Origin of the sequence: Bradyrhizobium sp. McL0615 (assembly GCF_049993905.1) — a bacterium.
GTDB lineage: Bacteria > Pseudomonadota > Alphaproteobacteria > Rhizobiales > Xanthobacteraceae > Bradyrhizobium.
The window spans coordinates 7,931,610-7,947,565 of the sequence record NZ_CP188254.1; the positions used below are offsets into that span (position 1 = coordinate 7,931,610).

14 protein-coding genes are annotated in these 15,956 nt (G+C 62.7%); 11 read left to right on the forward strand and 3 right to left on the reverse strand.

Features of this window, described 5'->3' with window-relative positions; translation table 11 throughout:
• Positions 1 to 173: 173 nt before the first annotated feature.
• Entirely contained in the window at positions 174 to 569 is a 396-nt protein-coding gene (locus ACPPVP_RS38220; protein WP_426528696.1) for a carboxymuconolactone decarboxylase family protein, read from the reverse strand.
• Between the two features lie 183 nt (positions 570 to 752).
• On the opposite strand from ACPPVP_RS38220, the gene ACPPVP_RS38225 reads away from it, so the two are divergent.
• The 10 genes from ACPPVP_RS38225 (at position 753) to ACPPVP_RS38270 (ending at position 12,523) form a co-directional block, all read left to right on the forward strand.
• Entirely contained in the window at positions 753 to 1,715 is a 963-nt protein-coding gene (locus ACPPVP_RS38225; RefSeq protein WP_426528697.1) for a Bug family tripartite tricarboxylate transporter substrate binding protein, read from the forward strand.
• A 21-nt stretch (positions 1,716 to 1,736) separates the two neighbouring features.
• Positions 1,737 to 2,630, forward strand: coding sequence for an NAD(P)-dependent oxidoreductase (locus ACPPVP_RS38230; RefSeq protein ID WP_426528698.1), 894 nt, complete (start codon positions 1,737 to 1,739; stop codon positions 2,628 to 2,630).
• Positions 2,627 to 3,613, forward strand: coding sequence for a Gfo/Idh/MocA family protein (locus ACPPVP_RS38235; protein WP_426528699.1), 987 nt, complete (start codon positions 2,627 to 2,629; stop codon positions 3,611 to 3,613). Before ACPPVP_RS38230 ends, ACPPVP_RS38235 begins: the two co-directional genes overlap by 4 nt.
• Positions 3,603 to 4,358, forward strand: a complete 756-nt coding sequence (locus ACPPVP_RS38240; protein ID WP_426528700.1) for a GntR family transcriptional regulator — start codon at positions 3,603 to 3,605, stop codon at positions 4,356 to 4,358. Before ACPPVP_RS38235 ends, ACPPVP_RS38240 begins: the two co-directional genes overlap by 11 nt.
• Before the next feature lie 139 nt (positions 4,359 to 4,497).
• Positions 4,498 to 4,989 carry a hypothetical protein gene (locus ACPPVP_RS38245; protein ID WP_426528701.1) on the forward strand — a complete coding sequence of 164 codons (492 nt, stop codon included), beginning with the start codon at positions 4,498 to 4,500 and terminating at the stop codon, positions 4,987 to 4,989.
• 198 nt (positions 4,990 to 5,187) lie between these two features.
• Complete coding sequence (locus tag ACPPVP_RS38250; RefSeq protein WP_426528702.1) at positions 5,188 to 5,610, forward strand: patatin-like phospholipase family protein; 423 nt, start codon at positions 5,188 to 5,190, stop codon at positions 5,608 to 5,610.
• The gene (locus ACPPVP_RS38255) at positions 5,607 to 7,604 is read left to right on the forward strand and encodes a hypothetical protein (protein ID WP_426528703.1); all 1,998 of its coding nucleotides are present in this window, start codon (positions 5,607 to 5,609) and stop codon (positions 7,602 to 7,604) included. Before ACPPVP_RS38250 ends, ACPPVP_RS38255 begins: the two co-directional genes overlap by 4 nt.
• Positions 7,605 to 7,663: 59 nt before the next feature.
• Positions 7,664 to 9,769, forward strand: coding sequence for a hypothetical protein (locus ACPPVP_RS38260; protein WP_426528704.1), 2,106 nt, complete (start codon positions 7,664 to 7,666; stop codon positions 9,767 to 9,769).
• Positions 9,763 to 10,641 carry a hypothetical protein gene (locus ACPPVP_RS38265; RefSeq protein ID WP_426528705.1) on the forward strand — a complete coding sequence of 293 codons (879 nt, stop codon included), beginning with the start codon at positions 9,763 to 9,765 and terminating at the stop codon, positions 10,639 to 10,641. The genes ACPPVP_RS38260 and ACPPVP_RS38265 overlap by 7 nt, the downstream gene beginning before the upstream one ends.
• Before the next feature lie 223 nt (positions 10,642 to 10,864).
• Complete coding sequence (locus tag ACPPVP_RS38270; protein WP_426538277.1) at positions 10,865 to 12,523, forward strand: FAD-dependent oxidoreductase; 1,659 nt, start codon at positions 10,865 to 10,867, stop codon at positions 12,521 to 12,523.
• A gap of 41 nt (positions 12,524 to 12,564) precedes the next feature.
• Here ACPPVP_RS38270 and ACPPVP_RS38275 read toward each other — a convergent pair whose 3' ends face one another.
• Positions 12,565 to 13,968 carry a hypothetical protein gene (locus tag ACPPVP_RS38275; RefSeq protein ID WP_426528706.1) on the reverse strand — a complete coding sequence of 468 codons (1,404 nt, stop codon included), beginning with the start codon at positions 13,966 to 13,968 and terminating at the stop codon, positions 12,565 to 12,567.
• A gap of 371 nt (positions 13,969 to 14,339) precedes the next feature.
• Between ACPPVP_RS38275 and ACPPVP_RS38280 the strand changes: the two genes are divergently transcribed.
• Positions 14,340 to 14,813 (forward strand): hypothetical protein, encoded by a 474-nt coding sequence (locus ACPPVP_RS38280; protein ID WP_426528707.1) that lies wholly within the window; start codon positions 14,340 to 14,342, stop codon positions 14,811 to 14,813.
• 7 nt (positions 14,814 to 14,820) lie between these two features.
• Here the strand turns inward: ACPPVP_RS38280 and ACPPVP_RS38285 are convergent, their stop codons facing one another.
• Positions 14,821 to 15,813: a Bug family tripartite tricarboxylate transporter substrate binding protein gene (locus ACPPVP_RS38285; protein ID WP_426528708.1), complete on the reverse strand. Its 993-nt coding sequence runs from the start codon at positions 15,811 to 15,813 to the stop codon at positions 14,821 to 14,823.
• Between the last annotated feature and the right edge of the window lie 143 nt (positions 15,814 to 15,956).

The following is a 15,956-nucleotide window of genomic DNA, read 5'->3' on the forward strand; positions in this document are numbered from 1 at the left end:
GGAGGTTTCCTCGAATATCTTTGTATTATTGGCAACGATTGCGTCGCGCTCGCAAATGTGCCGCCGATAACCCTCCCGCGCAAGGGTTTAGCGGCGGTTTAGCCGCACAGCATAGCGGGTCTGCAGATGACGATACGCGCCAACGGCTGCAATGGATTTATTGAGCTGTCCGCTTACGGCTTCGCTGCAGGGCCGGCAACTTCGCCGAAGATTTCAGCGGCGATACGCGTCGGTTCGATCGCGGCCGGCACGCCGCAATACATCGCCACCAGCAGCAGGACATCCTGAACCTGCGCGGCCGTGCAGCCGTTCGCCAGCGCACCCTTGGCGTGGACGCGGAATTCAGCGGGCTTGTTGCTGGCAGCCATCATGCCGAGCATCACCAGGCTGCGCATCGCGTCGGTGAGGCCCGCCCGCTCCCAGATGTCGCCATAGACATAGGCATTGATGATGTTCTGCAGCGGCGCCCCGAATTCGCCCGCTGCCGCCATGCGGCCGGCCACATCGGCCTCGCCGAACAGCTTTTTGCGCCGGCGCAGGCCACGCGCGTACAATTCACTGGTGTCCAATTTGAGCTCCTCCGCGCAATGGTGGCCCGGTGACTTTGTTTATACGGTCATTTAAAGACAGGCTGAGCCGACCAAACAGCTATTATTAGTAGTCACGCCTTGCACAGCTTAGCCATTTGTCCGTATAAATCCAGCCTAGAAATCCATGAAGAGATTTCGCTGACCATGGCTGGAGGAAACAGGATGAAGCTGCGATTCCACGTTCTCGCCGGTCTGGTCCTGCTCGGACTTGCGGGACCGCGCGCCAACGCCGCCGACGACTATCCGACGCGGCAGATCAAGATCATCGTGCCGTTTCCCGCCGGCGCCGGTCCCGATCAGGTCGCGCGCCTGGTCGGCCAGCGCCTGCAGGAAGAGCTGGGACAGACGGTCGTGATCGAGAACCGCAGCGGCGCGCTCGGCAGTCTCGGCGCGCAAGAGGTCGCACGCAGCGCGCCAGACGGTTACACCCTGCTGATGGGAACCAACACGACGCAGGCCAGCAACGTCGCGATGCTGAAAAACCTGCCCTACGATCCCGCCAGGGATTTTACGCCGATCATCCGCACCATCACCACTGCGATGGTGCTGCTGGTGAAACCGGACTTCCCGGCCAAGGATCTCGAGCAATTCATGGAATACGCAAAAGCCCATCCGAACATGACCGCCGGCTACGGCTCCGGCGCGTCGCAGATATCCAATGCGCAACTGCAAAGCCGGGGCGGCATGACGATCACCTCGGCATCGTATCGCGGCGTGCCGCTGGCGGTCACCGACGTGATCTCGGGCGTGATCGATCTCGCCTTTGCGGATTTTTCGGTCGCGATCCCGCAAATGCAGGGCGGCACGCTGCGCGGCATCGGCGTGACCTCGCCGAAGCGAAACGAACTGACGCCGGACCTGCCCGCGCTCGCCGAGGCGATGCCGGGCTTCGAGGCCACGATCTGGTACGGGCTGCTGGCGCCCGCGAACACGCCGGAGCCGATCGTCAACCGGCTCTACACAACAACCCAGAAAATCCTGTCGACGCCGGCCGTGCGGGAAAGGCTGGCGAGCCTCGGCATGGTCGTCTCCCCGATGCCACCGGTCGAATTTGGCGCCTTCATCCGCAGCGAAATCACGCGGTGGACGGCGGATGCCAAGGCCGCCGGCATCGAAGCCAAATAGTCGCGCCATGGCGGTCGCATCATGACAGCGGACACGCCGGTCGGCATCGTCGGACTGGGCCTGATGGGCTTCGCGCTGTCCACGCGGCTGGGCGATGCGAAGATACCCGTGGTCGGCTTCGATATCGACCCGGTCAGATGCGAGATGATTAAAGCCACCGGCGGCAGGGTGGTGACATCCGTGCGCGAACTCGCCGCGTGTTCCCGAACGATCATCATCGCCGTCTATAGCGGCGAACAGGTCGCGGCGCTGTTCGGTGAAATCGATGATGGCGCGGGCGCCGCCCGGCCGGTCCTGATCTGCATCACGACCTGCGGACCCGCCGAGATCATCGCGATTGCCGAACAAGCATCACGCGCCGGCCTTCCGCTGCTGGAGGCGCCGATATCCGGCACCAGCATCGAAGTGCTTGATGGCACAGCCATGGCACTGCTGGCCGGCGACGACGCTATCATCGACCAGGTCGGCGGACTCCTGAAAATTCTCTGCCCGCGCAGCCTGCGCGTCGGCGCGATCGGGGATGCCAGCCGGGCCAAACTCGCGATCAATCTGATTCTGCAGAACAACCGCGCAGCGTTGGCCGAGGGACTGGCGTTCGCCGAACGCCTGGGGCTCGATGGACCCGCATTCCTGGCGGCGGCGCGGCAATCGGCCGCCTATTCCCGCGTCATGGACACCAAGGGCGAGAAGATGTTGACGCGCGACTACCGGCCGCAGTCACATATCGCGCAGACATTGAAGGATGCCGAGTTGATCATCGAGCAAGCGGGGCGATGCGGCATGCATCTCCCCCTCACTACCATTCAGGCAGAACTTTTGCGCACGGCGATCGCGCTCGAGGGGCCGGACCGCGACAGCGCCGCGGTCATCGAGGCAATCCGGCGGTCGCCCGCCTCACCGGGGGTTTTGCGATGATTCACGCCGCCATTGCCGGTCTCGGCCGCTGGGGCCGCAATCTGGTCGAAGCCGCCGCTGACCACCCACGGCTGAAAATCGTTCGCGCCGTCGAGCCCGACATGACAGCGGCAAAGGAATTTTGTGTCCGGCATGATCTCGAGTTGACGGCCGATCTCGATGCGGTCCTCGCCGATGACACGATCGACGCGGTCCTGCTGGCGACGCCGCATTCGCTACATCCAGCGCAGGTGATCGCCTGTGCGGCTGCGCGAAAGCAGATTTTTTGCGAGAAGCCGCTGGCGCTGACCTACGCGGACGCCGCACGGATGTTCGGCGCCTGCCGCGCGGCCGGGGTCATCCTCGCCGTCGGCCATAACCGGCGCTTCTGGCCATCGATACGCGCGTTGCGTGAAACGCTCGCGAGCGGCCAGCTCGGGACGATCCTCCACGTCGAGGGGCACAACAGCAACGAAAACTCCCGGAAGATCACCAGCGGATGGCGGTTGTCGCCGGAGGAATCGCCCGGCGGCGGCTTGACCGGCGCCGGCCTGCATGTGCTCGACGCCTTCGTCAGCATGCTGGGACCGGTGGAGCGGGTCTATGCCCGGCTGCGCCAGCGCGAGACGGGCCCGCCGCCGATCGATACGGCCGTCGTGGCGCTGGATTTTGTCAATGGCGTCACCGGCACCCTTGCCACCGTCCGTGCCACGCCGTTTTACTGGCGCGTTCACCTGTTCGGGACGGAAAGCTCCGCCGAGGTGCTGGATGAAACGACCATGATCCTGAGAAAAAGTGGCGCTGCGCCGCAACGGCTCACCTACCCCGCGACAGACGTGCTGCGCGCCGAACTCGACGCCTTCGCAAACAGCATCGAGAACAACAACCCGTTCCCGGTGCAGGAAGCCGAGGTGCTGGCGACCTTGTCGGCGTTCGAGGCGGCGCTGCAGTCGATGACTTCAGGCATGCCGGTGCAGTGTCTTGACGGTCAGCATGGCCGCTAAGAAAGAACAGCGCAAATCGACGCGATATCGCGATATCGCCGCCGAGCTGCAGAAGGAAATCCGGCTCGGCGCTACGCCGGTCGGCGAACTGCTGCCGACCGAGACCGAATTGATGGCGCGGTTTGGCGCCAGCCGCCAGACCGTGCGCGAGGCGCTGCGGATCATTACCGAGCAGGGCCTGATCGTGCGGCGGGCCGGGCTCGGCTCGGTGGTGATCGCGGCCGAGCCGCCGGTGCTGTTCACGCACAGCGTCAAATCGCTGAACGAGTGGCTGCGATATTCCAACGAAACCTATCGCCAGGTGGTGGGCTCCAGCGAAATCGTCGCCGACCGCAACCTCGCCGCCCTCCTGAAATGCGAACCGGGCAAGCACTGGTTCCTGATCGAGGCGATCCGGCGCTCCGATGAATTCGCCGCCCCCCTGGGCTGGGTGGAAATCTACGTGTTGCGGAAATTTGCCGGCGTCGTGAAGCGGCGCGATCACGGCCGGACGCCGGTGCATGAGCAGATCGCAAAAATGTTCGGCGAGACCATCGAATATGCGCAACTCGAAGTGTTCGCGCGCGGCATGCCGGCTAGCCTCGCCAAGGCGCTCGGGGTCAAACCCGGTTCGCCCGCGTTGACGATGGTGCGACGCTACTACGGCCTGCGTGAAGAACTGTTCGAGGTCACTGTCACCACGCATCCCGAGGGACGGTACACCTACACCATGGACATGCAACGCTCGCTGCGGCCAAAGGTCTAGCCCGCTCATTCGATCCACCCCAGGAGAGAGCTTCGCCCCCGCAAGGGGAGAGAGAAGAGTAGCGCTGCGCCATTTGACAAGACCAATCGATCCCCCTTCAAATGTCAGCGCAATCGGCGTCCGCATCTGGGGGAATGAAATGCGAATGAAATCCGGCAGGCTGGCTATACTCGTTGTCTCGCTCCTCACCGCCGGCGCGTCCGTCGCATCGGCCGCCCCGGCAACGGCCAGCGGCCCCGCCGCCCTGGCGTTGGCCGGAGTCGTGGCGCTGTATTCGCCGCTGCTGACGGCGGATGAACGGGAAGCCGTCAGCGCATTTTTCGTCGGCCAGAGCGGCGTGCGCTACGCCAAGAAGATTTCGGTCACCGCGGACAAGATCGTCTGCCGCGTCAGCAATGTCGACATCATCGCGCGCTCCTGCGAACTGACCTTCAAGGGCGCCAAGCAGACCATCACCGGACGGCGCGCGAGCGAAATCTTTGCCACCGAAGCCATGGCCGGCATTCCCGCCGACGGCGCCGCCGGATCGATGGTCGAAAGTCTCTCGAAGCTGAACTGCACGCTCGACCCGACCGAGATCAGAAAAAAGGCCGGCGGCGGCGCCGACTGCGCGTTCGAGACAGGCAACTGAAGCCGGTAGCGGCACAGAAGCGCATAAAGACCACGCGGCCTCGCACAATGTGAAATCCGCCACTTGTCATTTCACTCAACTGGAGAAAGAATGTTGTTCGGCCACCCGTAGAGGGTTTGGCGTGTTTTTTGGCCCTTCACGGGCGAAATATTTTCGACAGGGAATTGGCGTTTCCGAAATCAGCATTGGGGGCGGTCGATGACACAAACCGTCAACTTCAAGGATGTTTTCCGGACCGAGCTCGGCGCCATTCGTGACCGCCATAACAAGCTCGGTGCGACGAAAATAAAGCAAGACAACAATGCGACCGATCCCACGACGGCGCTGGAGCTTACCGGCATCACCTGCTCGGGCGGCGGCATCCGCTCCGCATCGTTCTGCCTCGGCGTATTGCAGGGCCTGCAATCAAAAAAGACGCTCGACCGGATGGATTATCTCTCGACCGTCTCCGGCGGCGGCTATATCGGCACCACGCTGACGATCGGGATGTCGTCGCATGGCGAGTTCCCCTTCGGCCGGCTCGATCAGGAGAGCCGCGAGACGCCGGAAGTCCGTCACCTTCGCGACAATTCCCGCTACCTGATGCAGAACGGCCTGCCCAGCGTAATCACGCGATCGTGATCTATCTCCGCGGCATCACGATGAACGTGCTGGTGATGCTGCCGATCCTGTTGTGCGCGGCCGCCTTCCTGCTGCTGCTCAATCCCGACACCAAGGAACCGGTGACCAACCGCTTCCTCTGGATCGACCTGACCGGGATGTTGGGCCACACCCGCCTGCCCTTCACCATCCTGATCCTCCTCATTCTGATGCCCCTGCTGATCCTGTACGCCGTGTGGGTGTCGCTGTCGCCGATCAAGCCGATCGAGCAACGTCAGCGCGGCGCAAAAATCGCCGGCATCATTCTCGTGCTGGCTATGCTGGCGGTGCTGATCGAGATCCATGCCGCGCTGCTGCGGCTCACCTTCGAATCGCAAGGTCTGATCAAGGCCCCGAGCGTCGCCGCGCCGAGCACCGGCAAGTTCTTCGAGTTCGTCTTCAACAACGCCAAGGCGCTGTATGCCAGCCCGCTCGTGTTGCTGGTGCTGCCCTTTCTCAAAGGTCTGATATCGAAGGCGACGACCAGCGCCAGCGCCACCTGGGGAGACCTGCTGCGCAAAGTGGCCAGTCGGGCGGTCCTGCTGTTCGCCGCCGCCATCGTCCCGCTGTTGCTTTGGCTTGCCATGATGCAACTGGCGTACTGGGGAACGGAAATTTCCCAATGTCCCGGCATCGGCAGCGGCCTGGACTGCGACCGCAAGGACATCCTGCACGCCGGCTGGCCGCATGCCCCCGGTTTCCTGCAGACGTATTTCGAGAAAACGGCGTATTGCCGCGGCGCATTTCTCCCGTTCGCAATCGCCGCCGCAGCACTCTTCCTGTTCTGGCCGATCCTGAGCGTCAATTCCAACTCGCTGCATCAGCTCTATCGCGACCGGCTGGGCCAGGCGTTCCTGATCAAGCGCAAGATAAACGGCACGGTCAGGGACGAGATCGACTATGCCGATGCCTTCAAGCTCTCTGCGATCGACGCCGCATGCGCCCCCTATCACTTGATCAACACGGCGCTGAATGTTCCCGGCTCGACGTTTGCAAACCGCCGCGGGCGCAATGCGGATTTCTTCGTGTTCAGCCGCCACTATATCGGCAGCGAGGCGACCGGCTATGTGGATACCGAATCGGCCGAAGCGATCGTGGACGGCCTCAATATCGGCACCGCAATGGCGATCTCGGGCGCAGCCGCAGCGCCTAACATGGGAATGGCCTCGATACGGCCGCTCTCGCCGACGATCGCGCTGTTGAACGTCCGGCTCGGCCGGTGGCTTCGTCACCCGGAGGATATTGCCCTTCGCCGAACCAGGCTCAAGGGCGAAGGAGAGCGTCAGTTCTGGCGCATCCCGCGTCCCCCTTATTTGTTGCAGGAGGCGTTCTCGAAGACCGGCATGTCGGTCGGGCAACTGGACGCCAAGGAGCTCAGGAAACGGCACGGCTTTGTCTTTCTGACCGATGGCGGCCACATCGACAATCTCGGCGTCTACGAGTTGCTGCGCCGGCGCTGCAAGCTGATCATCGCGATCGACGGCGAGGCCGACCCCGACTTCGACTCGGGATCCCTTGTCCAGGTCGAGCGCTTCGCGCGAATCGACATGAACGTGATCGTCAAGCTGAACTGGGAACCGATCGGGATACGAACCCAGGCCGTCACGAATGAAATCAAGAACGGCCCGTTGAAAGAACAGCCGGGGCCCCATGTCGCCCTCGGATCGATCAGCTACCCTCCCCTCATCCCGGGCGGCGAGCGCGAGAGGGGCGCGCTGATCTACATCAAGGCATCGCTGAGCGGCGACGAAAGCGACTATGTCATCGCCTACAAGAAGGCCAACCCGCAATTTCCTCACGAGACGACCCTCGACCAGCTCTTCAGCGAGGAGCAGTTCGAAGCCTACCGGGCGCTCGGCGAACATATTGCGCGCCGGCTTCTCGACGGCCGCGATGGCGTCGCCGTCTATTCCGAAGAAAAGGAAGAGCTCCTGAAGATCGTGAACGCGATGCTGCCGGGGGCCACGGTGAAATAGACCGGAGGGATTGCGGACCGACGAACTCATCGTGTTGCTGACAGCTTCCCGGGAAAAAAATGCCTGCGAGTGACCAAGGTAACGACAGAAAGACTACCGGGCCGGTCGTCATCACGGTCCATGGAACGTTTGCAGGAAACCTGCGCAAGGAGCCGCCGCATTGGTGGCAGTCCGAAGCAACGCTGGCCATCGAACTCATCAAGAAGCTCGGTGGCGATGCGGTCGTGGAACCATTCACGTGGCGGGACCAGGAACGCACGGGGCCGAACCGTGAAAGCGAACGCAAGATCGCCGGGCGGCGGTTACTCGAGAGTCTTTCGGAGCTGGAAGGCAAAAATGGCGAACCGGGCAGACCCTATCATCTGGTCGGCCACAGCCATGGCGGATCGGTCATCTGGCATGCGTTGAGGGAATCCACGCGCGCGAGGAAGCGGCTGAGCGGCCTCAAAAGCTGGACCACCGTGGCGACGCCCTTCATCGAGTTCGGCTCCGACGGTTCCTGGCTGCGTCATCTGCTCGGCGCGGTCGCCGCGATCGTCGTGCTGTACTTCTTCGGATTTTGGCAGCTCGCGTACGATCTGGCCGTGCTGGCGCCGCGGCGTAATCCGCAACTGCTGATGGACCGGCTACCTCTCAGTCACGAGTTGTCCGATTTGCATGCGGCGGTGGGCGATTGGCTTTACTACGCGTTGCTGACCGGCGCCGCCGCGACAGCGCTGTTCTTCCTGGTCGTCCTTCTGTTTCCGCTCAAGGATTTGTTCCGTGTTCTCATCACCTATCCGCGCGAGCGGCGGGCGCTGCAAACGGCAGCCACCTGGTACGAACCGCTGTGGCTCGGCCTGCTGCACCCGAACGACGAGGCCATGGCCGGCCTGAAGGCCACGCTGATCAGGGCGCCCGACTTGGTGTTGCGCCAGCGGCTCAGATTGGCAGGCCTGCTGTTCTCGCCACTCAAGCCGCTCGCCAGACCGGTCGACGAATTCGCCTGGTCGACGCTGATGAAAAACGCGCAAGGCGACGACATCGTCGATCAGATTGTACGCCGGATTGCGACCGCGCCGGAGCCGTTCTCGCGGGGTCCGACCCCTCTCCCCGCGGAGGTCATCGCCAGCATCACGGCCCGCGCCGACGCGGCCAGCGCCACGGTGCTCACGCGGCTGCGCGATCGCATCGGCGCCCTGTCCGATCAGGCCGACGTCGCCGCCCTGATCGCGATCATGTCCGGCACGTATGACGAAGACAGCCTGATCCACACATCGATGTTCGAAGAGCCCGCGATCTGCGACGCCATCGTGGCGCATATAGAGGCCGCCAGGACAGCTGAATCCGCGACGGCTCCGGCTATTCGGACGGCATCCCCGCCGCGGGCGCTGATCTGGGCGAAGGCCATGGTTGCGGTGGCCATCGTCGCGCTGGTCGCGGTACTGGCCAGCGCCGGATACCGCATTCTGGTGTACCCGGAAACCAATCTGGCCGCCGCCGAAGCCATCCTCGCGCGCCTTGACGACCCCGCCTTTCAAAATCTGGCGAACGACCAGAGCCCCGGCAATGCGATCGTGCGCGCGCACCGCCTCGGCATCGCATTCGATCGCGCGCTTGGCGTCGCCGGAAAGCTCGATGACAAACAGACCCGGTCGCAAGCCTATCAGCTTTTGATGCGGGAACTCGTGTTGACGAACCGCACGGGCTATCTGGGCGAGCTGCTGACGGCGCCAATGCCGGCCCCCGTTCCACCCTATCGGACCGTGGACAACCTGACAGTCGGCACGGCGTCGGCGCTGGAAGTGTTTGTCCAGACATCGCCCGTTTCATCTGGCCTGGGAGCGCCGCAACTGCTCCAGGCCATTGCCGACATGGTCAGCCGGTCATTTTCCGGCGAATCGCAGCGGTACCTGCTTGGGCGGTTGATTCCAATGGCGGTCGCCCTGGAAAATACCAATGGTCTTACCTGGATGAAACAAGTCGGCGAAACCGACCCGGACTGCAAAAACTGGGATTCCATCATCCCCGAGGCCGCCGCATTGATCGGCAAGTCCACACAGGCTGTGTTTTTGAACACGCTCATAACGGCATGCAATCCCAAAACGGGCGCCGAGGACAAGCAACGCATGTTGCGCAGGATCGCGGTGGGGGCACTGCGTGCGAATTCGCCGGACCGTTGCTGAAGGAAGTCTCGACCCATCGGGCCGGCAAGGACGCGCCGGTCCCTCCGCATTTCATCGAATGCCTTGCGCGCGAGCGGAAGGACGACGCCAATGCGCTCGCCATCGAGGCCCGACGCCTCCTGGCGCGCACGTCGAAAACCGCCGAGATCCGCCAGATCTGGCAAATGAGCCAGGCCCTGAAAGCAGCCGGCCTGACGGCGGAAGCCACGCAGTGGGCGGAGACGGCGATCAGGTTCGCGACCGAACCCGACAAACAGGAAGAAAAGGAACGGGATACGCTTCAGCAATTCAACAATGATGTGCTGAAGCTTGAGGTACTGGCTGCGACCGACGTCGCAAGACACGATGCGTTCATGGCGCAACTGGCAAAGAGCGCGGACGAGTTCAATGGCGACCGGTCGCGCAAGTTTTCCGAGAGTTGGGCCGCGCTGCGCCACCTCTACGCCGTGCATGCCGAGCGCAAGCCTGGAACCTCCTGCATGCTCAGCAGCACCGAATTCAGCACCGTTCGTGCCGTGATCTTGATAGCGGCCTACTATCCCGAGAAAAACCCTTCCGCCATCGCGACCGTATTGCTGCCTCTGGTCGATCGGTGCAAGATCGAAATGCACGACGGGCTGCTCGCGGATATTGTCAAGATCGTTTCCGGAAACAGTGTTTCTACCGATCGCGCGCGCTATATCGCCATGACGGCGCCGTTTCAGAACAACCTGCGCAGGGCAATGGCAACCGCCGAGACCGCCGCGCTGCCTTCCGATATCCTGAGCGGATATGTCGCCGCGATAGATCGGCACCGTCCGTCTACGCGCAAGCAAACGGAGTACGAATACAATCCGATCAGATACAATCCGGTTGCTGCCTCGACATGGTAGCTGAGCTCCATATCCAAGCCTCCGGCTCTCGCAACAACGGTCAGCAGGGCTGCAGACTCTGGCCGACTCCCGGGCAAGCCGCTCGCCGATGCGATTGACAGGCCGATCCATCCCAATCCAAATGTCCGCCCCGAAATAAGGAAGCAGGGCGGAGCGCGTGGCGGGCAACGAACAAGAAACCTTCGAATGCGACGTGCTGGTGGTGGGCTCCGGCTGTGCCGCGATGTCGGCAGCGGTCACCGCGGGGCATCATGGCCTCAACGTCCTCATTGTCGAGAAGGAGCCGCGCTTCGGCGGCACCACCGCGCGCTCCGGCGGCTGGCTATGGATTCCCGGCACCTCGCTGGCGAAGGCCTGGGGCATCGAGGAAAGCCCTGAACAGGCGCGGACCTATCTGCGCCACGAAGCCGGCAACAGCTTTGATGCCGCTCGTGTCGACGCGTTTCTTTCCGCAGGTCCCGAGGCGGTCGATTTCTTTACGACCAAAACGGCGGTGCGCTTCGACATGCCGCTGACCTTTCCGGATTATCACGCCGAAGCCCCGGGCGGCGCGCAGGGCGGCCGCTCGATGGTGACGCGGCCGTTCGACGGCCGTGAACTGGGCGAGCACGTCAAGACCCTCGGCAGTCCCCTGCCCGAACTCACCGTGTTCGGCATGATGCTGGGATCGGGCAAGGACATCGTCCATTTCATGCGCGCGACCAAATCGCTGACCTCGGCGATCTATGTCGCAAAACGCCTGTCGAAGCATGCCATCGACGTGCTGCGCCACGGCCGCGGCATGACGCTGACCAACGGCAATGCGCTCGCAGGCCGCCTCGCCAAATCGGCATTCGACCTGAAGATACCGATGTGGCTGTCATCGCCGGTGCACGAGCTCGTCGTCGAGGACGGCGCCGTGCGCGGCGCGGTCGTCGAACGCCAGGGAAAGCTGATCCGCGTCAATGCAAGGCGCGGCGTCGTGCTGGCCTGCGGCGGCTTCCCGCACGATGCCGCGAGGCGCAAGGCGATGTTCCCGCACGCGCCCAGCGGGGCCGAGCATTTCTCGCCGGGCCCTGCCGGCAACACCGGCGACGGCTTGCGCCTGGCGGAGGGCGCGGGTGGCCGTATCGAGGATAATTTGCCGAACGCCGCGGCCTGGGTGCCGGTCTCGATCACCGAACGCAAGGACGGCAGCAAAGGCGTGATGCCGCATTTCATCGACCGCGCCAAACCCGGCGTCATCGCCGTGATGCGCGACGGCAGGCGTTTTACGAACGAAGGCAATTCCTACCACGATTTCGTGCAGGCGATGGTGCAAGCGGCGAAGCCCGACGAAGAGATCACGGCGTATCTCCTGTGCGATCACCGCGTCTTGCGAAAATATGGCCTCGGCTGCGTACCACCGTTTCCGATGCCGCTCGGCCATCATCTCAAGACCGGCTATCTCAAGCGTGGCGCCACGCTGGCCGAACTCGCCGACCGCACCGGCATCGACCGACAAGGGCTCGAAGCAACGGTCGCCGAATTCAACGCTTCAGCCGCGGAAGGGCGCGATCCCGCCTTCGGCAAGGGCTCGCGCGCCTATAACCGCTATCAGGGCGATGCGCTGCACGGCCCGAACCCCTGCGTCGCGCCGATCAAGGACGGGCCGTTCTATGCGATCAAGCTTGTCATCGGCGATCTCGGCACCTATGCCGGCATCAGGACCGACGAACACGCCCGCGCACTGGACGAACATGGCCAGCCGATCGCGGGCCTTTATGCCGCCGGCAACGACATGGCGAGCATCATGGGCGGCAACTATCCCGGCGCCGGCATCACGCTCGGGCCCGCGCTGACGTTCGGATATATCGCGGGCAAGCACATCGCGGGCGAACGTTCCTCGGAGCGGCTTCGGTAGACCGGCGCCTCCCCGAAAGACAAACCGTCACTTATCGCCTGCTATTTCGACAGCGGCACGTTGCCCTGATTCCACTTCTCGACTTTGCCAAGGATACCCCAAACGGTCATCGCCAGGAAAATGGGCAGCCCTAGGCCGGGCAAACTGGCTCCGAGGGCCGTCGGCAAGATACCGCTGAGCAGGCCACCTCCAGGAAGAGCGGCAGTCGGGGCTGCGGTCAGCGCCGGCAAGATGGTCGAGAGCAGCGATCCAAAGATGCCGATAGCTGTCTTTTTTCCGTCCAGCGCGCTGCCGATGCCCTGACCAAGCGCCCCGTTGACTTGTCCCAAAGGAAGTTTGCCCGAGACCGCCGGAACGATGACGCCGGCGATCATATCGATGATCCTCTTCATCGCATCGTCAGCCTCGCTCGCAGGCGGAGAGGCTGGCGCAGCAACCGGTGTCGGCGCAACCGGTGTGGCTGAAAGAAGCTTGAGAATCTGCTGCAATAAAGCACTGACATCCTCTGCCGGGATTGGCATCTTCCTTCCTCCATTCTTGGCTAACGCCTGAAGCAACGTGACAAGCAGGGGTATCATCTGCGGCTGGCTGGCCAGCCCTGCCGCGGCTTGCGGAGCCGCAGCGGTGGAAGCGACGAACTCCCAGTCGATCTTGCCCTTGCCGGCGATCCCAAGCGCAACTGCAGCGCCCGGCGTCAGATCAATTCCCGCGAGATTGGTCCTTCGTCCGGACATGTCCGTACCGCTCTCGGCCTGAGGGCGGCCGTTCGTCTCCCAGTATGGATCGTTCGTATTCCATGGACCCACGTCGACAATGCTGCATTCAACTGCCTTGCGCGTGGCGGGGTTGGTTACACGCACTTTTGGCCGGCCGCCGAAGAAGCGGGAAGGCAAAGCGACGCCGATTTCGTGATCGTCAATGAGATGCCCGTCATAGGCGCTCGTATTGGGATCGGCATGCCCACCGAATACCGTGGCTACGATATTGGAAAAATGGAATTGGCCGATTGCCGGTGCCGCGGGCAGCGCGCTTGTCTTGGCCAGAACGTCCACGCTCCACGGCTGCGTGTCATCGTAAAGAGCCGGGACGTCAACTACCGAAACATGAACATGCTTTTCATGCGCATTGGTGCCTGTGTATGGCCTCCATTGCCACGGAGAATTTTGACTGCTGAAAATTTGCCGATTCGAAATTACGTATTTGATGCGCGAATCCTGTGAGATCCGCAGCATTTCGGCAATATCGCGGGCAACAACCCCGTGCGCGGGGTCGTTGGTGATATCCATCGCCGTAACGACGCCGCTGGCGTTGGGATTGTGATCGGATTTCCTCGACTGATGCGAGGGATCGCCGATCGTGCCGTCGCTTGATTTATCGCGGTGGGGCGCCGAGGCATCGACCTGATCGCGCAATGCAAGAAGACTTTTCGCTACTCTAAACCCCATGGCTTGCTCCGCTGACAGAACAATTCGAACCGTTGGGGGGACGCAAGCAAACAAGAGCGTTGAAGACTGAGGTCGTCGCTGCCCGCGCCCCGTACTAATGAATATATAAAAACCTTACTTACAATCTTTCGTTGTTCTAGTACAGAGTGTCTTCTATTTATTTACATCCAAGACCGAATTTGGATGCGCTGCACTGCCACCCCTGGATGGGCGGCAGCTATCCAGGCTCGGGCATCGCGCTCGGCACCAAGCTGACGTTCGGTACATCGCGCGGAAGGCATATCAGCGGCACTGGCCCTAGAAATGTCCGGAGCTGGAACGAACGTCGATCGATTCGATTGTCTCGACTCGAGCGAACCGGAGATCGATCCATGCGTGCGCCGTGCCTGTCTGCTGCTGTCATCCTGTTGGGATTCCTTCCGCAGTTCGCCCTTGCCGGCGACACCGAGTGGCGGCGCTACGTGATCCCGTCCACCGGGACCAGCGTCGACATGCCGGTCTCGATCTTCACCAGCGACGCCGGAGCGCCCGACGGCGGAGGCACCGGACGGCGGTTTTTCACCGAGGACCGCCGCGCCGACCTGACGGTACAGTCCGTTGCCAATCCCGCAAACGATTCGCCCGCGACCTTCCTCGGCAAAATGCAACCACCCGCCGGGATCGTCTACAAGCGGGTCACGTCCGACTTCTTTGTCGTGTCCAGCATTCGCAACGACCGCATCTGGTACAATCGCTGCAACCGAGGCAACGGCAGCATGAACTGCGTGATGATCAATTATCCCGTCGCCGAAAAGCGCCAGTGGGACGCGGTGGTGACCAGGATCAGCCGGACGCTCAGGGGCTAGCGTTGCCCTACTCTGCCGTGATCTGCGCGTCCTTGACGACTTTGGCCCAGCGCGGACGATCCTTGGCGATCAGGTCGGCCAGGCGCTGGGGCGGGCCGCCTTGTGCGATCAAGCCCTGCTTGCCGAGAAGCGCGCGAACGTTCGGCTCCGCGAGGATCTCGTTGAACACCGCATTGTAGCGATCGACGATCTCTTTCGGCGTATTGGCTGGCGCGAGAACGCCGTACCACAGATCGACATCGAAGTCGGTGACGCCGAGTTCGGCGAGCGTCGGCACATTTGCCGCCTGCGGCGTTCGCTTCTGGCTGCCCACGGCCAGGATGCGGATTTGTCCGGTCTCTGCGAGCGGAAGCGCGGTGTGGACCGGCAGGAACATGGCCGAGACGTGTCCGCCCGCCAGATCCTTTATCGCGCCGGCCGACCCTGAATAGGGAATGTGCGTCAGGTTGATCTGCGCCGTGAGCTTGAACAGCTCCATGGCGAGATGTTGCGGTGTGCCGCGGCCGGGAGACGCATAGTTGATCTCGCCCGGTTTGCTGCGGGCAAGTGCGATCAGCTCCGCCAGTGTGCTGACGCCAAGCGAAGGATGAACGACGAGCGCCAACGCACCCGTCGCGATCTCGGCGATCGGCACGAAATCCTTCTCCGGATCGTAGGGGACCGTCGGATAAAGGCTCGCATTCATCACGAACGTATTGACGGTCACCAGCAGGTTCTGGCCATCGGGCGCCGTACGCGCTGCGACCTGCGTGCCGATGTTGCCGCTGGCGCCGGGCTTGTTCTCGACGATGACCGGGTGATTCCAGCGCTGCCGCAGTTCCTCGCTGAGGATGCGCGCGAGCAGGTCAGGCCCGGTGCCCGGCGAGAAGGGGACGTTGAGCCGGATGGGCTGCTGCGACTGCCCGTGAGCCAGACCGGGCATCATGGGGGCAACGGCTGCGGCGAGAATCCCCAGCACCGTACGGCGCGAATGCATGCCGCTTGCGGAATCGATCGCCACGCTTTCCTCCTGTGATTTGCCACCAGCCAGCCAGCCCGCGGACTTTTTTGTTAAAATCTCTTAATATGAGATTATGATGTATTATGCGGCGATCGCGCGCAGTTCAAGGTTGATTCTGCCGAATCGGAAAAAGTATCTGTCCA